Consider the following 22,833-nt stretch of genomic DNA (forward strand, 5'->3'; position numbering starts at 1 on the left):
GGGGACGCAAGGCCCCCGCCATCGCAAGATTTCCTCGTCAGGCCGGAAGCTGTGGCTTCAGAAGGTCGGAGAGGCCGACCCTGTGCAGCATTTCGGCCCGGACGCGGTCGAGCACGGCGAAGCCCACGTCGGCACCATCCCGGGTCGGTCCGGACCGAAGATCACATGTCCGGCATTGCGCATCAGGACATTGATGTTGCCGGCAATATCTCAGATCAGCTTTCTGCGGATCCAGGCCGATGCGGAATCGATCATGTAGACGGTGGCAATGATTAGGAAGATGATCGACCAGGCCTCCGACCATCGGAAGGCGTGCATGCGATCGGCCAGCAGAAAACCGATGCCGCCGGCGCCGACAATGCCGAGGATCGTGCCCGAGCGGGCGTTGGATTCGAAATTGTAGAGAATGATTGACAGGATCACCGGCAGTGCCTGCGGCATGATCGCGTAGCGTATGGCTTGCATGTTGCTGCCGCCGGACGCCTTCACGCCGTCGACGGGCTTGCGCGACGTATTCTCGATCGCCTCGGAGAACAGCTTGGCGAAAGTGCCGACCTCCGAGACGGCTATGGCGAGGATGCCGGCGAGCGGACCGAGCCCGAAGGCGCGGATGAAGATCAGGGCGAGGATGATCTGTTCCACGGCACGCAGCGTATCGAATCCGCGGCGGGACAACAGTCGAAGCCAGGTGAGCGGCATGATGTTCTTCGCCCCGAGAAAGGCGAGCGGCAGGGCGACGACAGCTCCGAGCAATGTCCCGAGGAAGGCCATCACGACGGTTTCGCCGAGGCCTTCGAGGATTTCGCTCCATTCCTGCCATGTGGTCCACAGATGCGGCGGGAACATGAAGGCAAGGATATTGCCGAGCCGTGACAGGCCCTCGATGAGCCTTCCCGGCGTGGCGCCGAAAGCCACGGCGCTATAGGCAAGCGGGGCGATCAGCACAATCGTGATGATCGCCGGTGCGAGACGCCGCAACAGGGGGCGGCGGAACGCATCCGGCAGGCGGCCCCTGGCGGCATTCACCAGATCGGCATCATGGAAGTCGGAAGCGCGCGTCATGTCCAGTGCTCCGAGAGGCCGATAATTCTATGGCGCAGTTTCTCGCTCAGGAAATCGATGATGGTGACGCTGACGAGGATGATGACGAAGAGCGCCGAGAGGTCCGTATATTCCTGCAGGGACATTGCGGTGCGGATTTCCTGGCCAAGCCCGCCCGCTCCGACATAGCCGATGATGGAGGAGGACCGGACATTGATCTCGAACCTCAGCAACGTATAGCTGATCACGTTCGGAATGACCTGGGGCACGGCGCCGTAGCGCATCTGCTGGAACCAGTTGCCACCGGATGCCTTGATGCCGTCGAGTGGCCGCATATCGATATTCTCGTTGGCTTCCGAATAGAGCTTGCCGAGCGAGCCGGTTGCGTGAACGCCGATCGCAAGCATCCCGGCAAGCGGGCCGACACCGAAGCAGAAGACGAAGATGAGCGCCCAGACGAGTTCGGGAACGGTGCGGATGATCTCGAGATAGCGGCGCACGAGAATCGAGAGCCACCGGCCAGGGCTCAGATTGCGAGCCGCGAGAAAGCTGAGCAGGAAACCTCCTGCGACGCCGAGAACGGTTGCCGCATAGGCGATGAGGATCGTTTCCCCAAGCAGGCGCAACCATGTCTCCCAGCGCCAGAACCATTCGGCGAGGTCGGGTCCGAGGCTTGTCAATCTCAGCGTCGGGATGGTCTTTTCGAGATATTCGCCAAGTCGCGGCAGGCCGGCCCACAGCTTCGGCATCGAAACGCGCTCGCCGGAAGGCAGCGTGACATCGGTAAAGCCGAAGAAACCGCCGACATAGGCCGAAAACAGCACGGCGCCGGCAAAGAGGAGCGTGGAGGCGACCTGCAGGCGCCGCGCCTTCTTCCGGGTCTTCGCATATTCGGTCTCGAAACCGTGGATCGCTTGGGAAAGATCGCTCATCATCGATGTCCCGCAAATCGGCGACACCGGCCATTCCGGTGCCGCGCCTTTCTCCCGTATCAGCCCTGGCGGCGCTGTTTCTTCAGCCAGTCGCGCATCTCGATGATCCATTCGTAGCGCTTATGGTCGACCTCGATATAGCCGTTCACGGTCGGGTCGCCGGACGTGATTTCCTTGTAGACGGCGGGGTCGTTCTTCGGCAGGTCTTTGACGGCGGTCCTGACCGCTGCGATCAGGCCGGCCGGCAGGTTCTTGCGGGCGGTGAGGGGACCGTTGGTGATTTCCGGCGATTGCCAGATACGACAGATCTGCCCCGCAGCGATCATGCCCTTGGTTTCCATGCGCTGCGGAATGCCGTTCTTCTCGGTATTGATATAGGTGGCAGCAGCATCGAACTGCTTGTTGAAGACGCCCATCACGCCGGTTTCATGCGAGCCGGAGAAGGGAACGGCCGAAAAGAAGGTCTTTGGATCGTAGCCCTGCTTTACCAGGTTGAAATAGGGAACCGCATAACCGGACGTGGAATCCGGATCCGCAAAGGCCAGAACCTTGCCCTTCAGGTCGTCGATGCTTTTGTAACCGGAATCGCAGCGGACGGTGACGACCGAAAAGTAGCCGCTTGATCCATCCTTGTCGACGCCCGCGAGCAGCGGCTCGACGCCGCCATTCGTCTCGGTATAGGCGGCGGCATAGGCCGACGAGCCGAGCGAGGCGAATTCGATCTGGTCGGCGGCCAGTGCCTGGATCACACCGTCATAATTGCCGGCGGTGAAGATTTCGACGTCAACGCCGAGCTGTTTTTCGAGATAGGCTTCGAAGCCCTTCCAGCGGGCGACGCGGTCCTTCTCGTTTTCGCCCGAGAGGACGCCGTAGCGGATCGTCTTGTAGGTCTGTTTCCATTCCTGTGCATGGGCGGAGCCGGCAAGGGCAAGCGCGGCCGTTACGGCCATCGTCAAGAGGACGTTCTTCATTATGTTTCTCCAGGGATTGATTATACCCGGCGCTGTTGCCGGAGCTTGGCGTCACGCCATTGTCGTCTGCCTGGCTTGAGAGCCTGCGGGAGGAGCAATGGCTGTTGATGTCACGGATTCATCGATTTCGAAGTCTGCATCGTCGCCGACGCCATAGATCGAGTTCAATCGATCGCGCGTCAGCTCGTTGGGCAGGCCTTCGAAGACGATGCGGCCGGCGCGCATGGCGATGATCCTGTCGCAATAGGCCCGCGCCGTATCGAGCGTGTGGAGATTGACAAGAACCGTGATCCCGTCCTCCCGGTTGATCTTCCGCAGGGCTTCCATGACGCGGGTCGCATTCGCCGGATCGAGCGACGCAATCGGCTCGTCGGCAAGCATGATTTCGGGACGTTGAACCAGGGCTTTGGCGATGGCGACCCGTTGCTGTTGCCCGCCGGACAGCGTCCCCGCCTTCTGCAGGGCCTGCGGCAAAAGTCCGAGACGATCGAGCGCCTGGACGGCCATGGCCCTCTCCGCTTCGCTGAAGTGCCGCGTTATCGTTGGCAGAAAACCTTGATGCGCGACGCGGCCGATCAGGACATTGGTGAGGACATCCATCCTCTCCACGAGATTGAACTGCTGGAAGATCATGGCGCAGGACGCACGCCACAAACACAGGTCGCGCCCCTTCAGTTTGGTGATATCGCGCCCATTGAAAAGGATTTTTCCGTTCGAAGGCTCGATCAGCCGGTTGACCAGCCGCAGCAGTGTCGATTTGCCCGCACCGCTTCTTCCGATGATGCCGACCATCTGGCCGGCATCGATGGTCACCGTCACATCATCGACAGCATCCACCTGTCCAAAGGATTTCTTCAGAGAGTATAGTTCCAGCATCTATCCCATCCAAAAAAACAACATGGATTTTGGTCTCCCATCGAAGGGATGGCAGTGCCTGCCTACTGGAAGTATTTCATAGTTGTCGTGCATGACAGAATTATTATATTTCGTGAATTTTCAAAAAAATATTTCAGAATTTTTGAAAAACGTTCGAAACTTTCAAATGATTGCTTTATTTTTTGGAATAAATGACCACCTGTCGTGCAGGCCGGGCCTTTGGACCTGGCCTGCAGTGTTCTTCACGCAGCCACTTTGGGACGATTGCCAACGGCCCCGTCCGACCAGACCTGTTGCCCCGCTCGGATGGTGGCCCGCAACCTCGGCATTCTGCCTCTTTCCGCGATGACGAGATCGGCGCGCAATCCTTCTTCGATACGGCCGCGATCTGACAGTCCGAGGGCCGCCGCCGGATTCGCGCTGGCGAGCGCCACGGCAGCCGGCAATCCGCCGTCGCCGATCTCCGCAAGCGCCAGCACGGCGGGCAGGATCGCGGAGGGGTGATAATCGCTGGCGAGAATATCGAGCACGCCGGCCGCAAAGGCTTCGCGCGCCGAGAGGTTTCCGGAATAGGAAAGGCCGCGCAGTGCGTTTGGTGCGCCCATGGCGGTCGCAAGGCCGAGGCGACGGGCTTCGGCGGCCACTTCGAGCGTGATCGGAAATTCGCTGATCGCCACCCCGAGGCCGTGCATCAGCGATACTTTTTCGAGCGTGTCGTCGTCGTGCGAGGCAATCGAGACGCCCTTGTTCCTGGCCAGCTCCGCCAGTCCCGTGACGACATGCGTTGCATCGCCATGGGCCTCGCGCTGGGCCATTCGTTCCTTCACCATCTCGACGGCGGCCGCGTAGTCGATCTTCCTCGCCTTCGCCATGTTGCGGGTGTGGATTTCGAGATCGCGATACTGGCCTTGTCCCGGCGTGTGATCCATCAGCGAGATCAGGCCGAGCGCGCCGGCCGCCATCAGCTTTTCGGCGACTTCCACCGCGGATGGGAAAGTGATCTCGAAACGGGCATGGACCCGATGGTCGACGAGGAGTTCGTCACGCATTTTCCCCAACGTCTCGATCATCACGGTCGTATGCTCGACGGAGCGGACATGGCCATAGGTAGCCGGCGTGAAGGCGAGTGCCGCATAGGCGGTGGTGACACCGTTGGCCGCGAGTTTCTTGTCGAGATCGTAGATGCCGAGTTCGAGCGGCATGCGCACGTTGGCGCGCGGTTCGATTTCCTTCTCGATCATGTCTCCATGCATGTCGACGAAGCCGGGCAGGAGGAGCCGGCCATCGCCGCTGATATCCGCATCCAGTACGGGCGTGTCGCGGATCTCGGCGATCAGCCCGTCTTCGATCCTGACGGCCCCGCGTTCTATTACCCGATCGCGCAGGACGATCTCGAAATCACTCAACCACATCCTCTTCTGCCTCATCTGCAATCCTGATTGTTTCCAATTGAATTTCCCGGTCGATCAGACCGGCTACGTCTTCGGGATGATGGAAGACCCCGATCATTGCAACACCGGAGGCCTTGAGCTCGGCCAAGCGCCCGACCAGCGCCCGGCGCGCCGAGCGGTCGAGCGAGGCCGTCGGCTCGTCGAGCAGCAGAAGGCGCTGCGGCAGGATGAGCGCCCGCGCGAGATTGACCTTCTGCTGCTCGCCTCCCGAAAATGTCGAGGGATAGGCTGGCCAGAGCTGCGGCTTGACACCGAAGGCGGCAAGCCAGCGGCGGGCTTCCGATAGGGCCTCGGCGCGCGGCGTGCCGGCAAGCCTGAGGGGCTCGGCGACGATCTCGTCCGCGGCCACGCGCGGACGTGCGTTGAGGAACTGCGTGACAAAACCGATCTCCCGGCGGCGCAGCAGGGCGATGTCGACATCGGCGGCGGCCGCGAGGTCGATGACGCCTTCCCGCGTGTGGTAATAGGCATGCCCCGCGCGCGGCAGGTAAGACCGGTAGAGGGTCCGCAGAAGGGTGGATTTGCCCGCGCCGTTTTCGCCCTTCAACAGGATGAACTCGCCCTCGTTCAGCTCGAAGCCGATATTTTCGAAGGCAAACAGGGTGCGCTTCAGATGATGCATTTCGAACTGTTTCGAAAGGCCTTCGACGCGCAGCACCGGCGCAGGTGACGGCATCGCGGATGTGTGAATGTTCACGTTCGCCTCTTCACGTCAGAGTTTCGCATGCACGAGCTGCTGGGTGTATTCATGCTGCGGGTCCTGGAATATCTGGTCCGCAAGCCCCTGCTCCACCACCTCGCCCCTGCGCATCACCATAACCCGGTCTGCCATCGTGCGTATGACGCCGAGATCATGCGAGACGAGTACCATGGTGATGTTGCGGTCGCGCTGCAACGTCTTCAGCGTATCGAGGACGAGGGCCTGGACGCTGACGTCGAGACCTGTCGTCGGCTCATCGAGCAGAAGCAATGCCGGTTCGAGCGCGATCGCCTTGGCGAGCTGGACGCGCTGCTGCATTCCGCCCGACAGTTCGGAAGGCCGCGCGTCCATGCGCGTCAGTGGAAATTCGGAGGCGTCGAGCGCTTCCCTGGCGCGCTGGCGTAAGGCAGCGAAGTTGCGTTCGCCGGCGATCAGCAATCGCTCGGCGACATTGCCGCTGCTGCTGTGCCTCATCAGCAGGCCAAGATGCGGGTTCTGGTAGACGATGCCGATATGGTGCGCTCTCAGCATCCTCCGCTGGAAGCGGTCGAGCGTGAAGAGGTTGTCGTCTATACGCCCGGGAAGCGCCAGATGGTAGGTGCCGGCATCAGGCGTATCCTCGAGGTTCATCATCCTCAGCAGTGTGGACTTGCCGGAGCCGGATTCTCCGACGATGCCGAGCACTTCCCCCGGATAGACCATGACATCGACGCTTCGAAGCGCCTGCACGTTGCCGTAAGTACGGCTGATGCCGTGCATTGTCAGGATGGGCGCTGCCGTCATCAGTCGCGGAGGCTGGTGCCGGATGGCCGGCGTGCGGCCATCGAAGAATGCGTCGGCCATCATTCCATCCTTCCGTTCTTGTACCAGGTTTCGCTGAGCGTCACCGGCTCGCCCTCCGCCTTGCGGATGTTCTTGATGCCGAAATGACTGTCGGAGAGCTCATAGAGCGACGAGCCGTCGTCCTGCGGCAGCTCGTTCATGAAGAAGCCTTCGACCCCGCTGCGGTAGCAGGTCTTGTCCTGATGGTCCTCGACGCGATAGGGCACGTCGTCGAAAACGAGAGGTTCGACGCTGGTATGAGGCGGCACGGCGAAGATGCGCTTTTCCCGCCCCGCCGAAAGGATCGTCAGGTGGTCTGCCTGATTGAGCTTGGGTACGTCCCAGCGCGGGATCGGCGACGGCGTCATGACATGGCGGCCGTTGACCATGCTGGGATAGCTCGATCCCTGCATGATCCGCCCCGATCTGACGAGCTGCTCATAAAGGATCAGCCAGAGCTGGCCGTAATCCGCATCGCCATGCATTTCGCGGGCGATCGACATGTCAGGCTGGACCGGGCGCAGCGGCTCCGGATTGGGAACCTGCAGCACGAGAATCTGATCCTCGCGGAGCTTTTCCTCCGGAATGCGGTGGCGGGACTGGATGATCGTCGCCTCCGTCGTATCACTCGTCTCGGTGGCGCCGCCGACCTTGGCGAGGAACTTGCGGATGCTGCTGGCATTGACCGAATCGTCCGCCCCTTGGTCGATCACTTTCACCACCGAGTCCGGTTTGAGAAGCGTGAGCGTGACCTGCAGCCCGCCGGTGCCCCAGCCGCGGGCAATCGGAACGTCGCGGCTTGCATAGGGCACCTGGTAACCGGGAATGGCAATAGCCTTGAGGGTGCGTCGGCGGATTTCGCGCTTGGCCGATTCATCAAGAAAACCGTAGTTGAAGGCCGACCATGGCTTGGTCAGTTCATTGAGTTTCACAGCAAAACCTCGTCTTCTTCTGGCTGCATTTCCGTCTCGGGCTTTGCCTTTGCGACGGCGGCTTCCTGCTGATCCGTTTTGACTCGGCGCAACGCGTCGAGGCTCGACTGGAACGTCACGTAATGCGGCAGCTTGAAGTGGATGCAGAAGCCGGAACCCTCGACCGGCTCCGTATGATAGAGCACGAATTCCTCGTTCGATGCCGGATGCGGGTTCGGCTGGTTCGAAGCAAGATCGAGAGTCGCGGCGGCGATCACCTTCACCTCGTTCCAGCCGAAGGTAGCCGCAAAACCGAGTTCCAGTTCCCTCGCCTTGGAGATCACCTCCGTCTGGCTGATGCGGACGCGGCCGGCGCTGAAGACCGTTCCGCGTGGATGGCGCATGCGCACCGGTGCTTCGGCAAGCCGCAGTTCGTTGACGGTCGGGTGGACCGAGCCGTAGCCCCGCATCGTCGAATAACCGAGCGCCAAAGTCCCGCCCGTGTCGGCGCGCGCCAGGCTCTGCAGCTTGTGGGCGCGGCTTGCCGGAAAGAGCAGCGGCTCGCGTGTGACGTCCGGAATGTCCTCCGTCGCGACGGCTTCCGGCGGATGGTCCGAAATGAGTCCCTGCACCTTCTGCCAAGCCGCAAGCGAGGGCTGGGTCGCCGGTGCGGGTTCCTTCGCGGGCTCGACCGCCGGCGGTTCGTAATTCTGGCCGTTCAGCACGCCGACCTCCAGCAGGCGGTGGGAATAATCGAGCGTCGGCCCGAGAATCTGTCCGCCGGGAATATCCTTGAAGGCAGCGGAAATGCGCCGGACCGTAAAGAGGTCCGGCTGCGTCACCGGTTCTGCAACGGCAAGCCGCGGTTGGGTCGTCCGGTAGGCCCGCAACAGAAGCACCGCCTCGTAGAGGTCGCCTCCGGCCTGCGCCAGCGCAAGCGCGGCAAGGTCGGGTTCGTAGAGCGAGGCTTCTCCCATCAGCCTGTCGATCAGGTAGGGAAGGCCCTCGCGCATGGCATCCACCCGCTCGCGGGTGATGATGCCGAGATCTTCTCGGTAGAACCTCTCGGATTGTTCGATGGCGCGTTCGCCGCCTCTCGTTGCCACATAGGCCATCACAGCACCTCGATCTTGGTTGAGCGGGGGATGCCGATCAGCCGGTCGCCATCCAGGACGTAGAGATCCCATCCGAGCGGATAGTGGATGCAATTGGCGCGCATCCGCCAGAAGGACGGATGGATGCCGTCGATCCGGATGGTGAGCGATCCGCGTATGCCGGGACCAATTAGGCGCAATGCCTGTCCGGCGCCGAAACGGGCTGACGCAAAAAGCGTGGCTGCCTCGTCCGGATAGGCGAGCGTGCCGATGCGCAACCCCGAGAGCATGGCCACATCCTCGGCAGTTGCGAGCGGCGCGAAGACATAGTCGGCGTTCTCGATGGCGGCGGGTTTTCCGCCCGTCAGCATGAGCAGTTCGGAAAGCGCGGCGTCATCCGCGACGTGGAACGTACATTCGCGATCGATGAGGGTTTCGGCTATGGCTCGAAAGCCGGTTGTGGGAAGGCGGCGCTCCAGCCCGGGACGGGCGAGCGCCCACATCAGCTCTTCGAAAGCCGCATTGGTGCGGATGTCCCCGGCGGTCGGAAGGATGGACAAGGTCATGGTCAGAAGGTCTCCATCTGCACGCGTGTCGCCTCGACCTTCCTCAGCCGCTTGCGATCGCCCTCTTCCTGATGGGTCTTCTCGGAGTCGAGAAATTCGAGAACCAGCTCGCCGGAATGCTCCGCCGCGATTGCCGCATCGATGACGGCGATCGCCATGGCATGCTCCAGATCGCGGCCGACGACCGCGCCATAGCCCTCGACGTTTCGCCCGGGCACGCGGATATGGGCTTCGGCGAGCAAGACTTCACCAAGATGGAACGCCGTGTCGCGGACCGTGTCGACCATCGGCAGCATGGCAAGGCCGGTGCGGTTGACGAGCACGTCCACATCCCCGAGCCCATCCAGAAGTGCTTCCGCGCAGGCCTTTATCCGGGCGGGCCGGCTGGCTGCCATGATGCTGAGTGTTTCGCCGTGGCTGTATGGGCCGATGAACGGTTCTGCGTCTTTGAGATCGGTCATGCTTCCCTACTCTTTCTGTGCACCGGCCGCCGCATCCACGTTGCCGGGCTCTTCGTCGTAATCGATCGCGAACTGGATACGCTCTCCCGCCCAGACGGTTTCCGAATAACCGATCGGGCAGCCTTGCATGTCGACATCGACCTTTTGGACCACGAGCACCGGCTGTTCCTGCGACTGTGCCAGAAGGCGAGCCTCCTCGGTGATCGGGAGGCGCGTGAAGATCGTGGTGCGATGGCGCAAGTAATCCGGAATGCCGAAGTCCCGGTAGATTTCGGTCACCGATACGCCCTGATGCCGGCGAATGTGCATGTTGGGAAACCGGCTGACCGGGTGATAGGCGCGACTGACGGTGATCGGGACGTCGTCGGCAAATCCCCGCCGGACGATCATATAGACCGGGTCGCTTTCTGGTATCCGAAGCGCCGCGGCCACGATGGGCGGCGCCGGGATTTCCAGTTCCTCGACCGGCTGGCCCGAGGGAACGCGCCCCTGTTCCTTGAGGTTCTTGCTGAACCTCGTCCGTCGCGCGATGTTATAGCGGATGACGGACTGCTCCTCCACGAAAGTGCCGCGCCCCTGTTCGACACGGACTTTTCCTGCGCTGGCGAGCTCGGCAATCGCGCGCCGGACGGTATGTCGCCCGACGCTGAACCGATGCATGATCTCGATCTCGGTCGGCAACCGGGCTCCGGGGACAAGCGTTCCGGAGGCGATGTCCCTGCTGATCTGTTCTTCGACTGTCTGCCATTGCCCCCATTTGGAGCGGATGGCTGGCGCTTCAGACATCTCTATCATTCGGATGAATCCTGAATTCATTCGGATGATTATGCCTATAACAGCTTCAGGTGACAATTATGTGTAGGACGGCAGGTGCTCGATATTTTATTCGCAGCGCAAACTCGATGCTTCGGGCCGAGGCCGTCATGGCCGCGCGAATCCGGCTAATGAGGCGTAGCCCCGGACCACGCTCTTGCGCTCTTCGTAGGAGGCGATTGCATCGATGTCGTCGAACCCGTCGGGCGCGCGGGCTTCGATCATGTCGATGACGCCTTCCGGTCCGCCCCGTCGGTTGGCGAGCACGATATCGGATGTGGCAGGCCGGCGCTCGGCATCATAGGCCAGAAGCGCAGCCTCGATTTCACCGGCCTTCTGCAGATGCGTGGAAATGCTTTTTGCATCGAGAATGGCTTGGCTCGCGCCGTTGGAACCCACCGGATACATGGGGTGGGCCGCATCGCCGAGCAGCGTAACCCGCCCGAACGACCAGCGGGGCAGCGGGTCGCGGTCGCAGTTGGGATATTCGTAAAAGCTGCCCGTCGCCTCGATGATCGCCGCCGGGTCGACGAAATCGAGATGGAACCGGTCGCGCACGAAGGGCAGCACTTCGTCCATGATGCCGGATCGGCTCCAGTCTTCCCGTCGCAAAGGTTGCGTGCCCGTCTCGGCGGTCTTCGCCATCACGGCCCAGTTCGTCAGGCGTCTCTCTGGCTCTTTCGGATCCGCCTCGATCGGGTAATAGACGAATTTCGCGAAATTGCCGCCGGCGATCGCCATCGTGCGCCCGTCCCGCCATTTCGGCCACTGGGTAGCACCGCGCCACAGCATGATGCCGCTCCAGGTCGGCGAACCCTCGGCGGGATAGAGCGCGGCTCGCACGGCGGAATGGATCCCGTCGGCGCCGATCAGAAGATCGCCCCGGACCTCGCCACGGGAGCCGTCGCGCCCGGTCAAAAGTGCCGTGACGCCTTCGGCGGTCTGCTCGAAGCCATCTATCCGGCATCCGGTCCTGATGGCGCCTAGGCCAAGCCGGTTGACCACGGCCCGGTATATCAGCCCCAGCAGCTTGCCGCGATGGATGCTGAACTGCGGCACGTCGTAACCGGCATCGAGGCCTCGCAATTCCTGCCACACAACCTGCCCGAACCGGTTTGCATAGATGAGTTCGCGCGTGCGGATACCTGCCTCGTCGAGGTCCGCCATCAGCCCCAGATCGACCAGTTGACCGACGGCATGCGGAAGCATGTTGATGCCGACGCCGAGCTCGCGCACCTCCTCGGCGCGTTCGAAGATTTCGACCTCAATTCCCGCCCGATGCAGGAAAAGGGCTGTGGTCAATCCGCCAATTCCGGCCCCTGCTATCAATACCTTCATCGCTGGTTATCCTCCCTTGGCTTGCCAGACGATCGGCCCACTCCTCCCGCAAAGGGAACGTAGGAAATCGGCCCTTTCGTGGCTCCGCTCCTCACGCGCGGCGCACCCTTCGGGACGGCCGATCTTATTGCGGCATGTCCCGCCGCGGGTATTCGAGCTGCATGGCGACGAACTCGGCGATGCGCGCCTGATAGCGATCGGTAATGGCACGAAGGGTTTCGTCCAGGACCTTCGCCGGCTGCCGATCGTCGATTGTTGGAACCAGCAGATCCCTTGGCCAGTGTGCTGTAACTTCTTCGGGAACAAGGCGGATGCCGTTGCGGCTCTGCTGCGGCTCGGAAGTCGCGGTGAACGTCACTGCCCGGGACCGGTAGGTCCGCGACCAGGCATCGGCCGCGAGGGCGAGCGACACTTCGTCCATGCCGGGCGTAAGTTCGATGCCGAGTTTTTCCCGGTTCCAGAAAGCAAGCGTATTGCCGATTGCCGTCAGCGCGAACGGGCGGGTAAGCCTAAAGGCGCTGCTGTCATGGCGCGCATCCCACCCCGCAAGGCCTAGATCCCGGGCGGTGCTCTCCGCTTTGTTCCTGCCGCCGATGGCCTCGATCAATGTCAGCATCATCGGCATGGAAGCGGTGATCCCCGTCGTCGTCGCAATGCCCCGGTCCACGACCAGCCGCCGATCCGCGATGTAGCGGACGGCAGGGTGTTCCTTGCGCAGTTCGTCGAGATAATACCAATGGGTCGTCGCCCGCTTGCCGTCGAGCAGACCTGCTGCGGCAACGACTTTCGCGCCGGCACAAACGCTGATGATGATTGCTTTCTTGGCCGCCTGGCTCCTGATCCACTGTAACGCAGTGGGATCATCGTCGCGGTACATGGCCGGAACGATGACATAGTCCGCACCCTCCGGATACCGCGCGTCGAAATCGGCTATGGTTGCCTGCGCTTCGACCTTGAGCGCCGGATAGAGTGTCACCGGCCCCGCAGCCGTCGCAAGGGCGATCACTTCCGCGACGTCGGCGCGCCGGAGGATGCCATAGGGCATGAGATAGTCGGTCGTTTCGGTTCCGTCGTTGATGCCGATGATCGCCACCACGGGGCGCATGCGTTTCGGGGGCTTCAACGCTGCAATCGTTGCGTCAGTTTCTTCCTGTGGAATCGGTCGTATGGCCGCCGCGGCCGTCGCCGCAGGCAGCGAGAAAATCCAGGTGCCGCCGATCGCCAGCAAAAGTGCGATCACGCCCAGGACGCTCCACGACAAAAGCCGCCAGTTCATGATCGCTCGCCTCGGCTCGTTCCTTCGTGTTCCGGCTTGAAAGCGAGATTACAGCCGCTACGTTCTGTCTGGAATGACATAAATCGGGCATTTCCTGCCATGCGCCGAGCGATCGCCACCGTCATCTTTCCGGGTTTCCAGCTACTGGATGTGGCTGGCCCGACGACGGCCTTCGAGATCGCCGAGCGGTTTCGGCCGGAAAGCTACGAGCTGATGCTGATGGCGCCCGGTGGAGGTGAGATCGAGAGTTCTTCCGCGCTGAAGCTCACGGCCGGGCAGCTCCAGGGAGGGCCTTTCGATACAATCATCGTCTCGGGTGGTGATGTCATCCGTTCCATGCCGGCGTTTCAGGAAATACTGGCCTGGCTGAAGCGTGTCACGTCGCGACGGACGGCGAGCGTCTGTTCGGGCGCCTATATCCTCGCCGAAGCCGGCTTGCTCGATGGGCGTCGCGCCACCACCCATTGGGGCAATTCGGAGGATTTCGCCCGCCGCTATCCAAAGACCCGGCTGGATGCGGAGCGCATCTTCATCAGGGATGGCGATGTCTGGACGTCTGCGGGCATTTCAGCCGGTATTGATCTGGCGCTTGCGCTGATCGAGGACGACCTCGGCCCGGAGATCGCCCGTCGGACGGCGCAGCAGCTTGTGGTGCATCAGCGACGGCCGGGCGGACAGTCGCAGTTTTCGGCGCTGACGGAACTGGGCGGGCGGACTGGCCGGTTCATGGACCTGATCGAATGGATGCGCAGGAACCTCGCCGAGCCGCTGACTGTGGAACGTCTTGCCGACCGCGCGGCCATGAGCCCGCGCAATTTCGCTCGAGCCTTCTCGGCTGAAACCGGCATGACCCCGGCAAAGGTCGTGGAGCGTCTGCGTCTCGAGACCGCGCGAAGGGCGGTCGAGACAAGCCATTCCCCGCTTGAGCACATCGCCGAGGCCACCGGTTTCGGCGACTCCGGTCGTATGCGCCGTGCCTTCATTCGCAACTTCGGCCAACCGCCTCAGGCTCTGAGGCGGCTGGCAAGGTAGAACCATACCGCGGATTAGACTGCGGTATCGAGTTTTCTGCCTACCGTTGCCCAACTCTTGAGAAGGTCCGCAAGCTTTACCCGGTCTTCCGGATCGAGCCTCGGCAGGCCGGGAAGGCGTACGTCCCCGACGGCGAGCCCCATGATGCCGACAGCCTCCTTGACGACCGTGACATTGGCGCCGTTGCGGTATTTCGTGCGCATGCGCTCAAAGGGCTCGATGAGCGCGATGATCCGGCGGGCCTCGGCGAAGTCGCCGCTTTCGAGTGCGGCATGGATGGCGAGTGAAAACTGCGGTGCGACATTGACGAGGCCGGACGTAAAGCCTCTCGCGCCGGCGGCGGTGAAGGCCGGTGCCCAGCTTTCCGCCAGGCCACAGACGAAGAGCGCATTGCCGGGATCGGAGGCCGCAATGGAACGCGACAGCAGGAGGATGTCCGTCGTCGCGAACTTGATGCCGGCGATGTTCGGATGGCTCGCCAGCCGCATCATGTCGTCGAGGCCGAAGCCTTCGGCTCGCACATAGGCGACGAGCGGCAGGGGCGATTCCTCCGCAAGCCCGCGAAAATAATTGACCTGTGCGGCCGGCGCCGCGAAGGGATCGACGGGCTGATGCGACATCACGGCCGAGGCGCCCATGGCTTTCGCGGCCTTCGCCATTTCGATCGCTTCGCGCAGCGAGCGGCCGACAGCCGCCGTCACGGGTGCTTTGCCGTCGACGCCGGCGACAGCCGCCTCGATGACGGTGCTGATTTCGGACGGTGTCAGCGTATAGAATTCGCCGGTATTGCCTGCCGCCACGATATTATGGATTCCGGCGGTCGCAACGCGTGCATAGACGGCTCGTGTCGTATGGGCGTTCACCTCGCCATCGGTGCCGTAGGCAGTGATCGGCACCCCGGATATGCCGGTCAATGCTTTTCGAAAGTCCCGGATATTCATGATCTTTCCCTCTCCTGGTTTACGGAGACAATTGGTTTCAAATCGCAAAACGGTGGACCGGCGTACCTTGAATACCGGCTTCGAAGGCAAACACTGTTCCCTGCTCGAAAGTGCCGTTGTTATCGTTCGAAAGGGTGGTCACATAGATCGTGCCGAGGTCCGGGCCGCCGAAACAGGGCATGGTCGGCGATTTTGCCGGCACCTTGTAGATTTCGATGACCTCGCCATCCGGCGATAGCCGGTTGACGCCGCCCGATAGAACGCCGGCGATCCAGTAGAAACCGTCCGCATCCATGGCCGCGCCGTCCGGGCGGCCTTCCTCGGGCGTGAAATCGCGGAGCCGGCGCGGCGGACCGGTCACTCCCTTTTCCGGGTCGAAATCGAAGACCTGGGCGAAGAGGCCGCTGCTGTCGGAATGGTACATCGTCCGGCCGTCCGGGCTCCAGGCGAGGCCGTTGGAGGTCAGAAGCCCGTCGGTAATGATGGCGAACGTGCCGTCCGGCATGACCCGGTAGAGGCGCGCGTTGCCGGTCTGCGGAATAGCTTCGTCGCGCGTGCCCACCCAGAAACAGCCGTCCGGCCCGACCTTGCCGTCATTGAGCCGGCTATCCGGGCGGCCGCCATCGGGATTGCAGAGCAGTTTCATGGTTCCGGTCTTCGGATTCATGATGTGAACGCCGGTTTCCAGCGCAACCGCGATATCGCCGCTTTCGCAGAGCGCCAGGCAGCCGATCTTGACCGGCATGTCGAAACGGTCGACCCTGCCATCGGCCCCGAGGCAGATGGCCGCCGGCGCGAGAATGTCGACGAGCCAGAGATCGCCGCTCCGGTCGTCCCATGTGGGCGATTCGCCCACCTTCAGGGGAAAATCGATAACGCGGCGGACCTTTGGCGTGATGATCTTCGTCTTGCTCATGATGGCGCTCCCGAGGTCACGATCAGTCCATCCCGGTCGCGCAGCCGGATATGTCCGTCATGGTCGGGTTCGCAGAAGCCACCACCCTGGAAGAAGGCAGCCACGGCGCTCTCGTCTGCCTGCTCGATGCGCAGGTGATCGCGGGCATTGTCCTGCGGTCGGTAACCGAGGCGTTCTGCGAGTTCGTCCCGCCACCAATGGGCATCGGTGCGGGACATGCCATAGACCACGGCGGCTGCAATATCGGGATGGGTAAGCCCGATTTTAACCATCTGCCAGAGGTCGCGGGCGCTGATCCAGATCGCCGCCGACCGTTCGCTGTTGGGATAGACGCCGGCGTTGCCGATGCGGATCGAAAGCGTGCGGATGCCCGCCGTGTCGTAATAAAGCCCCGCGACAAGTTCGCCCCAGCATTTCGATAGCCCGTAGCGGCTGTCCGGGCGCGGGATGTCGAGGGGCGAAATCGTCTGCGAACGGGGATAGAAACCGGTCGCGTGATTGCTGGAGGCGAACACCACGCGGCCGACGCCGTTTTCCCGCGCCGCCTCGTAGAGATTGTGGGTCCCGAGAACGTTGACGCGCAGGACGTCACCGATTTCCCCCTCGCGCGGAATGCCGCCGAGGTGGATGATGCCATCCATGCCTTCGAGCGCCCTGCGCATGGCGTCGGCATCGGAAAGGTCGGCCTCGAAGAAGCTCTCGTTGGAAGCCAGGCTTTCCGGCGCTTTCAGGTCGATGAGCCTCAGATGCTCCACATCGGGGCAAAGAAACTCCCTGAGCTGCGAAGCGATATGGCCCGCACCGCCCGTCATCGCGATCCGTCTCAAAATACTCCTCCTCCCGGGCGCCTCCCCGCGCCGTGTCCGGAACTTAACTTCCCACGCCCTGGAACATGCGGGCGCGTGCATTCAGGATATGAGTCTTCATCGCGTCATGCGCTTCCTGTTCCCGGCGTGCCAGAATGGCCTCGACGATCGCCGTATGCTCGTCCTGGACGGTGCGGACATGCAGCGGGGTCCTCTTCAGGCTGAGGCTGCGCGTCACCGACATGCCGATTGCGAAATGCGGCCTGAACCATTCCCTGACGATCACATGGAACTGGTTGCCGGTCGCCATCGCGATCGCGTCATGCAGCGCCTGGTCTTCCTCCGCCCCCAGTTCGCCGACCTCAAGACATCGTTCGAGCGCCTCGAGTGCCGCGGTGATCCGGATCTTGTCGTTGACCTGCCAGTTGCGGGCCGCAAGCTCGGCGGCCTCCGCTTCGAGCCCGGCGCGGAATTCGAAGAACCGCTGCACGTCGGCAAGCGAGCCGACCGGCACCTGCTTCAAGACCGAGGAATCCGGCCGTTGCCGCACGTAGGAGCCCGAGCCCTTGCGCGAAACGATCAACTGGTCGGCCCTCAACCGCTCCAGCGCCTCGCGCACGACCGGCCGTGAAGCCCCCAGCATGACGGCGAGGTTGGGCTCCGATGGAAGCCGTTCGTTGACGGGAAAGCGGCCGTCGGCAATCATGCTCACGATCTTCTCGTAGATGATGTCGCTGAAGCGAGGTTCGGTCTTCGCCGCCGCTATCACGCCAGGCTGGTCCATCAGCGTCCCTTTTCACGTCTCCACTCGAGGAACTCGGCCTCGGCTTCAGGACCGGGCGGATAAAGCCCGAAAATCCCCCGTCCCGCCTTCACGCGTTCCTCGACGAAATCCTCGAAAGCCGTCTGCTCGACCGCCTCGTCGGCCACTTCTTTAGCCATGGCGGCGGGAATGACAACCACGCCTTCATCGTCGCCGACGATGATATCGCCGGGATAGACGGGCACATCGCCGCAGCCGATCGGCTGATTGATGTCGAGCGCGTGGTGGCGGATGAGATTGGTCGGCGCCGAGGGGGCCGCGTGATAGGCTGCGAATGGCAGTTTGGCGATGTCCGGCGTGTCGCGGAAGCCGCCGTCGGTGACGACACCCGCCGCCTCGCGCATGTAGAGCCTTGTCATCAGGATGGCGCCGGCCGAAGCCGCGGTCGAGTCCTTGCGGCTGTCCATCACCAGCACATGGCCGGGCGGGCATTCCTCGATGGCGCGGCGCTGCGGGTGTGTGCGGTCGGTGAAGACGCCCACGTGATCGATGTCTTCCCGCGCCGGGATGTAGCGGAGTGTGAATGCCGGCCCGACGAGCCGGGGAGCATCCGGGTTGATCTTGTGGATCCCGTGAATGAACACGTTCCGAAGCCCGCGCTTCAGAAGGATCGTGGTCAGTGTGGCGGTCGAAACCGTCTTGAGCTTTTCCCGTGTTTCCTCAGCGAATGTCATCCGTCTTCCTCCCATGCAGTCATGAGGCTGCTTCCGCCTAGAACTATTTAACCTGTAAAAATCTGTCAATACTTGTAATCATCTGAAAAGCGGCTTATGGTCCTCGAGCCGATCGGATGGAGGGTCCGAGGCGATGGCGGCTGGGAGGCCGCTGGAGCCATCCGGTGGTTCTGGAGGACATGGGAGGACTTCAATGCGCGACGATGAGTTCATTTCTGCCGGCGTAACCCGCCGGACGTTTCTGGCAGGGGTGGGTGGAGCTGTCGCCCTCTCCGTTGCCGGTGGCAGTGCCAGGGCCGCCGGCGGAAAGGAGGCGCCGCAGCTGGCTGCCCTCGTGAAGGAGGGAAAGCTTCCGCCCCTGGCGGATCGGCTGCCGCAAAACCCGATGGTCGTGACGCCCTACGAGAAAGTCGGTGCTTATGGCGGCACGTTGAGGCGCGGCCTGCGCGGCTCGTCCGACCATAACGGCATCCTCCGCATGGTCGGCAATCAGAGCCTCGTGCGCTGGAACCTGGAGTTCACGGCGGTTCTTCCGAACCTTGCGGAGAAGTGGGAGGTCAATGACGATGCCTCGCAATTCACGTTCCATCTTCTGAAGGGCGCGAAGTGGTCCGACGGGCATCCATTCACGGCCGATGACGTCGTCTTCGCCATCGAGGACGTCGTCAAGAACAAGGAACTTTACAGCGCGACACCGGCGCAGATCGTGGTTGGCGGCAAGCCGGTCACCGTCGAGAAGATCGACGATTACACCGTAAAATTCACCTTCGCCGCGCCGAATGCGCTTTATCTCGAAAATCTGGCGACGCCGCTCGGGCAGCATCCGACGCTCTTCGCGAAGCATTACTGCAGCAAATTCCTGCCGAAATATAACGCCAATCTGGATGCCGATGTGAAAGCGGCGGGCGTGACGAGCTGGACCGAGCTTTTCCGGGCGAAATGCGGAGATATCGAAATCCCGTCCCGCTGGGCCAACCCCGAAAAACCCGTTCTCGATCCCTGGGTGATCAAGGAGCCCTACTCCGGCGGGGCAACCCGTGTGTTGATGACCCGCAATCCGTACTTCTGGCAGGTCGATACGGAAGGCAACCAGCTCCCCTATATCGACGAGCTGAACTTCGGCATCTCGCAGGACGTCGAATCGCTGATGCTGAACGTCATCTCCGGCAAGGTCGATATCCAGGAGCGCCACATCAACAGCCTGGCGAACAAGCCAACCCTGTCGCAGAACATGGAGAAGGGTGACTACCGGCTGTTGTCGCTGGTTCCCTCGGCGGCTCAGCAGTGCTCGCTCTACCTGAACATGACCCACAAGGACCCGGCGTTGCGCAAGATATTTGCGGACAAGTCCTTCCGCCAGGCGCTGTCGATCGGCATCAACCGCCAGGAAATCATCGACATCATCTATTTCGGCCAGAGCGAAGGTTACCAGACCGGTCCGCGTCCGGGCCATCCCTGGTATCACGAGAAGCTGGCGCGGCAATTCACGGAATATGATCCGGACAAGGCCAATACCCTGCTGGACGCGGCCGGCCTTGACAAGAAGAACGGCAACGGTATCCGCCTGCGCCCGGACGGCCAGCCTGTCTTCTTCGCTGTCGACGTCATCCCGACGCTCTATCCGGACCTTGTCGACGTCTTGGAACTGGTGAAGGCGCATTGGGCGCAGATCGGCATCGACATGAAGGTCAACACGATCGAACGTGCGCTCTACTACACCCGCGGCGATGACAACGCCCATGACGCGCAGGTTTGGCCCGGCCCCGGCGGGCTCGACCCGATGCTCGACCCGCGCGACTTCTTCGCCTTCCACCCGCAGGGTTCCCGCTATGCCATCCCGTGGACGCTCTGGTACACGTCCAACGGAGAGAAGGGTGAAGAGCCGCCGGAAAGCCAGAAGAAGCGGATGAAGCTCTAGGACGAGGCCCGCTCGACCGCCGATCTCGACAAGCGCGGAGCGATCATGAAGCAGATTTTCGATCTCGCCGCAGAGGATTTCGAGGTCATGGGAGTTTGCCTGGCGGTCGGTGGTTTCGGCGTGATCCGCAACAACCTCCGCAACGTGCCGGAGAAGCAGCCGGATAGCTGGTCCTGGCCGAATCCTGGTCCGGCACTGCCGCAGCAGTTCACCTTTACGAGCTGATTTGTCTTGGCCGTGCCGCCGCTTTGGGCGGCGGCACTTCTCCAAATCCTATTGCCCAGGTGCCGTGGCGAGAGCTTTTGCTTTGCGTCGGTGGCCGTGCAATCCGAATTGCGAGCGTTCCATGCTGAAATTCGTCGTCAAACGCCTTTTCTGGATGATCCCATCGCTGTTTGCGGTGAGTTTCCTGGCCTTCGTGCTGATCCAGCTTCCGCCGGGTGACTTCGTCACCACCTATATCGCGACGCTTGCCTCCTCGAACGAAGTCATTGACCAGAACACTGCTGCGTCCCTGCGTGAACGTTTCGGGCTCGATCAGCCGATGCTGGTGCAATATCTCAAATGGATCTGGGGCATCGTCACGCGCGGCGATTTCGGCATCTCGTTCGAATGGCAGCAACCCGTTTCGGGCCTCATATGGGAACGCATGGCGCTGACGCTGGTGCTGGCGCTTGCAAGCCTGATCGCCACCTGGGCACTCGCGCTGCCGATCGGCGTCTACTCCGCCGTGAAAAAATACTCGATCGGCGACTACGCCTTCACAGCGTTCACCTTCTTCGGGCTCTCCATCCCGTCCTTCCTGCTCGCTCTGGTGCTGATGTATGTCGCCGCCGTCGAGTTCGGCGCCGATGTCGGTGGCTTGTTCTCGTCGGAATACGAGACGGCGCCCTGGAGCATCGCCAAGATATTCGATCTTCTGACGCATCTGTGGCTGCCGGTGGCGATCCTGGCGGTGTCGTCCACGGCGAGCCTGATCCGCGTCATGCGCGCCAACATGCTGGACGAATTGCCGAAGCCCTATGTGACAACGGCGCGGGCCAAGGGCCTTTCCGAATTCCGGCTGCTCGTCAAATATCCGCTGCGCATCGCGCTCAACCCGTTCATCTCGACGATCGCCTGGCTGCTGCCGAACCTGATTTCCGGTTCGGTCGTGGTGGCGATCGTGCTCAATCTGCCGACCGCAGCGCCCCTGCTGCTCCAGTCGCTGATGGCGCAGGACATGTATCTCGCCGGCGCCTTCGTGCTCCTGATCTGCGCGCTCACACTGATCGGCTCGCTGATCAGCGATATCCTGCTGGCGCTGGTCGATCCGCGCATCCGGCTCGAATAGGAGGGCGACATGGCCGACATTGCCATCACCAATATCCGTCCGGATCGCGCCGCTGTCGCTTCGCAATGGCAGCTCATCTGGTGGGCTTTCAAGCGACACAGGCTTGCCATGGTCGCGCTCTTCGTCACGGTCGCGATGTATATCGTCGCCGTCGTGCCCGGCTTCTTCGCGATCAACGATCCGATCCAGCAGAATGCGCGCGCGACGTTCCATCCGCCGCAGGCCATCCACTTCTTCGACACGACGAACGGCTTCAAATTCGGGCCGCACTACTATCCGCTGAAGCTGACCCGCGACCCGGAGACGCTTGCGGCCATCTACAAGGAAGACACGACCCGGCGGATTCCGATCACCTTGTTCGGGCGCGGCTACACCTATTCCGTCTTGGGCCTGTTCGAAACCGATATCCACCTGATCGCAACGACCGACAAGGCGCATCCGCTCTTCCTGTTCGGCGCCGACCGCCTGGGTCGTGACGTCTACAGCCGCACGGTGCAGGGTGCGCAGATATCGCTGTCGATCGGTCTTGTCGGCGTCTTCCTGTCGCTGCTGCTCGGCATCGTGCTCGGCGGCATATCGGGGTACTACGGCGGCCGCATCGATTTCGTCATGCAGCGCGTGATCGATTTCGTCCTGTCGCTGCCGACGATCCCGATTTGGCTGGCGCTCGCCGCGGCACTGCCGCAGGGCTGGCCGGCCACGCTGCAATATATGATGATCACCATCATCCTATCCTTTACCGGCTGGGCGCAGCTTGCCCGCGTCGTGCGCGGCCGGTTCCTGTCGCTTCGCACGGAAGAGTTCGTGGCGGCAGCCCGCCTGGACGGCGTGCCCGAGGGCCGCATCATTTTCCGGCACATGCTGCCGATTTTCGCGAGCCACATCATCGCGTCGATGACGCTCGCCGTGCCGGCAATGATCCTCGCCGAGACGTCGCTGTCCTTCCTCGGCCTCGGCCTGCAGCCGCCGACGATCTCGTGGGGCGTGCTCCTGCGCGAGGCGCAGAACATCCGCTCCATCGCGACCGCTCCCTGGCTCTTCATGCCGGGAGCCGCCGTCGTCGTCGCCGTCATGGCGCTCAATCTCTTCGGCGACGGCCTGCGCGATGCGGCCGATCCCTATAACAAGTGAGGCGCCG

The 22,833-nt window shown here is 62.3% G+C and carries 22 protein-coding genes and 2 pseudogenes; 4 read left to right on the forward strand and 20 right to left on the reverse strand.

Translation table 11 applies throughout. The annotated features are described in order from the left end of the window. Positions 1–37 precede the first annotated feature (37 nt). From JL39_RS32870 to JL39_RS15820, 15 genes and pseudogenes are all read right to left on the reverse strand, one after another. Positions 38–139, reverse strand: a pseudogene (locus JL39_RS32870) (oxidoreductase); the annotation flags it as partial. Between the two features lie 71 nt (positions 140–210). Further along, positions 211–1,062: a phosphonate ABC transporter, permease protein PhnE gene (gene phnE, locus JL39_RS15755; protein ID WP_052182900.1), complete on the reverse strand. Its 852-nt coding sequence runs from the start codon at positions 1,060–1,062 to the stop codon at positions 211–213. Beyond that, positions 1,059–1,973 carry a phosphonate ABC transporter, permease protein PhnE gene (phnE, locus tag JL39_RS15760; protein WP_037152556.1) on the reverse strand — a complete coding sequence of 305 codons (915 nt, stop codon included), beginning with the start codon at positions 1,971–1,973 and terminating at the stop codon, positions 1,059–1,061. Before phnE (JL39_RS15760) ends, phnE (JL39_RS15755) begins: the two co-directional genes overlap by 4 nt. 59 nt (positions 1,974–2,032) lie before the next feature. Then, the gene (gene phnD, locus JL39_RS15765) at positions 2,033–2,944 is read right to left on the reverse strand and encodes a phosphonate ABC transporter substrate-binding protein (RefSeq protein WP_052182901.1); all 912 of its coding nucleotides are present in this window, start codon (positions 2,942–2,944) and stop codon (positions 2,033–2,035) included. A gap of 51 nt (positions 2,945–2,995) precedes the next feature. Beyond that, positions 2,996–3,820, reverse strand: coding sequence for a phosphonate ABC transporter ATP-binding protein (gene phnC / locus JL39_RS15770; RefSeq protein ID WP_037152337.1), 825 nt, complete (start codon positions 3,818–3,820; stop codon positions 2,996–2,998). A 242-nt stretch (positions 3,821–4,062) separates the two neighbouring features. Next, on the reverse strand, positions 4,063–5,232 hold the full coding sequence (locus tag JL39_RS15775) for an alpha-D-ribose 1-methylphosphonate 5-triphosphate diphosphatase (protein ID WP_037152339.1): 1,170 nt from the start codon (positions 5,230–5,232) through the stop codon (positions 4,063–4,065). Then, positions 5,219–5,968 carry an ATP-binding cassette domain-containing protein gene (locus JL39_RS15780; RefSeq protein WP_227704786.1) on the reverse strand — a complete coding sequence of 250 codons (750 nt, stop codon included), beginning with the start codon at positions 5,966–5,968 and terminating at the stop codon, positions 5,219–5,221. Before JL39_RS15780 ends, JL39_RS15775 begins: the two co-directional genes overlap by 14 nt. A 15-nt stretch (positions 5,969–5,983) precedes the next feature. Further along, positions 5,984–6,817 carry an ATP-binding cassette domain-containing protein gene (locus JL39_RS15785; RefSeq protein ID WP_244446899.1) on the reverse strand — a complete coding sequence of 278 codons (834 nt, stop codon included), beginning with the start codon at positions 6,815–6,817 and terminating at the stop codon, positions 5,984–5,986. Beyond that, entirely contained in the window at positions 6,814–7,725 is a 912-nt protein-coding gene (locus JL39_RS15790; protein WP_037152346.1) for an alpha-D-ribose 1-methylphosphonate 5-phosphate C-P-lyase PhnJ, read from the reverse strand. Before JL39_RS15790 ends, JL39_RS15785 begins: the two co-directional genes overlap by 4 nt. Beyond that, a complete protein-coding gene (locus tag JL39_RS15795; protein ID WP_037152349.1) occupies positions 7,722–8,819 on the reverse strand; it encodes a carbon-phosphorus lyase complex subunit PhnI in 1,098 nt (365 codons plus the stop codon). Before JL39_RS15795 ends, JL39_RS15790 begins: the two co-directional genes overlap by 4 nt. Then, complete coding sequence (gene phnH, locus JL39_RS15800; RefSeq protein WP_037152352.1) at positions 8,819–9,364, reverse strand: phosphonate C-P lyase system protein PhnH; 546 nt, start codon at positions 9,362–9,364, stop codon at positions 8,819–8,821. The genes JL39_RS15795 and phnH overlap by 1 nt, the downstream gene beginning before the upstream one ends. Positions 9,365–9,366: 2 nt before the next feature. After that, on the reverse strand, positions 9,367–9,825 hold the full coding sequence (locus tag JL39_RS15805; protein ID WP_037152355.1) for a phosphonate C-P lyase system protein PhnG: 459 nt from the start codon (positions 9,823–9,825) through the stop codon (positions 9,367–9,369). A gap of 6 nt (positions 9,826–9,831) precedes the next feature. Then, the gene (gene phnF / locus JL39_RS15810; RefSeq protein ID WP_081952863.1) at positions 9,832–10,620 is read right to left on the reverse strand and encodes a phosphonate metabolism transcriptional regulator PhnF; all 789 of its coding nucleotides are present in this window, start codon (positions 10,618–10,620) and stop codon (positions 9,832–9,834) included. A gap of 126 nt (positions 10,621–10,746) precedes the next feature. Further along, positions 10,747–11,976 carry a flavin-dependent oxidoreductase gene (locus tag JL39_RS15815; protein WP_037152358.1) on the reverse strand — a complete coding sequence of 410 codons (1,230 nt, stop codon included), beginning with the start codon at positions 11,974–11,976 and terminating at the stop codon, positions 10,747–10,749. Between the two features lie 124 nt (positions 11,977–12,100). Beyond that, positions 12,101–13,252: a DJ-1/PfpI family protein gene (locus JL39_RS15820; RefSeq protein WP_037152360.1), complete on the reverse strand. Its 1,152-nt coding sequence runs from the start codon at positions 13,250–13,252 to the stop codon at positions 12,101–12,103. Positions 13,253–13,351: 99 nt separating this feature from the next. Here JL39_RS15820 and JL39_RS15825 point away from each other — a divergent pair, with 99 nt between their 5' ends. Further along, entirely contained in the window at positions 13,352–14,284 is a 933-nt protein-coding gene (locus JL39_RS15825; protein ID WP_037152363.1) for a GlxA family transcriptional regulator, read from the forward strand. Positions 14,285–14,298: 14 nt separating this feature from the next. On the opposite strand, the gene JL39_RS15830 is transcribed toward JL39_RS15825, so the two are convergent. Genes JL39_RS15830 through JL39_RS15850 form a run of 5 tightly spaced genes read right to left on the reverse strand, consistent with a single transcriptional unit; the run spans position 14,299 to position 18,444 of the window. After that, positions 14,299–15,225, reverse strand: a complete 927-nt coding sequence (locus JL39_RS15830; protein WP_037152365.1) for a dihydrodipicolinate synthase family protein — start codon at positions 15,223–15,225, stop codon at positions 14,299–14,301. A 37-nt stretch (positions 15,226–15,262) separates the two neighbouring features. Then, positions 15,263–16,141: an SMP-30/gluconolactonase/LRE family protein gene (locus tag JL39_RS15835; RefSeq protein WP_037152367.1), complete on the reverse strand. Its 879-nt coding sequence runs from the start codon at positions 16,139–16,141 to the stop codon at positions 15,263–15,265. After that, positions 16,138–16,968: an NAD(P)-dependent oxidoreductase gene (locus JL39_RS15840; protein ID WP_037152369.1), complete on the reverse strand. Its 831-nt coding sequence runs from the start codon at positions 16,966–16,968 to the stop codon at positions 16,138–16,140. Before JL39_RS15840 ends, JL39_RS15835 begins: the two co-directional genes overlap by 4 nt. A gap of 43 nt (positions 16,969–17,011) precedes the next feature. Then, entirely contained in the window at positions 17,012–17,731 is a 720-nt protein-coding gene (locus JL39_RS15845; RefSeq protein ID WP_052182903.1) for a FadR/GntR family transcriptional regulator, read from the reverse strand. Next, positions 17,731–18,444: a ribonuclease activity regulator RraA gene (locus tag JL39_RS15850; RefSeq protein WP_037152372.1), complete on the reverse strand. Its 714-nt coding sequence runs from the start codon at positions 18,442–18,444 to the stop codon at positions 17,731–17,733. The genes JL39_RS15845 and JL39_RS15850 overlap by 1 nt, the downstream gene beginning before the upstream one ends. Before the next feature lie 193 nt (positions 18,445–18,637). Here JL39_RS15850 and JL39_RS15855 point away from each other — a divergent pair. From JL39_RS15855 to JL39_RS15865, 3 genes and pseudogenes are all read left to right on the forward strand, one after another. Then, positions 18,638–20,587 (forward strand): annotated as a pseudogene (locus tag JL39_RS15855) (ABC transporter substrate-binding protein). A gap of 121 nt (positions 20,588–20,708) precedes the next feature. Beyond that, positions 20,709–21,695 carry an ABC transporter permease gene (locus JL39_RS15860; protein WP_037152374.1) on the forward strand — a complete coding sequence of 329 codons (987 nt, stop codon included), beginning with the start codon at positions 20,709–20,711 and terminating at the stop codon, positions 21,693–21,695. 9 nt (positions 21,696–21,704) lie between these two features. After that, positions 21,705–22,826, forward strand: a complete 1,122-nt coding sequence (locus JL39_RS15865; protein WP_037152376.1) for an ABC transporter permease — start codon at positions 21,705–21,707, stop codon at positions 22,824–22,826. The last annotated feature ends 7 nt before the right edge of the window (positions 22,827–22,833 follow it).

Origin of the sequence: Rhizobium sp. YS-1r, assembly GCF_000757525.1 — a bacterium.
GTDB lineage: Bacteria > Pseudomonadota > Alphaproteobacteria > Rhizobiales > Rhizobiaceae > Neorhizobium > Neorhizobium petrolearium.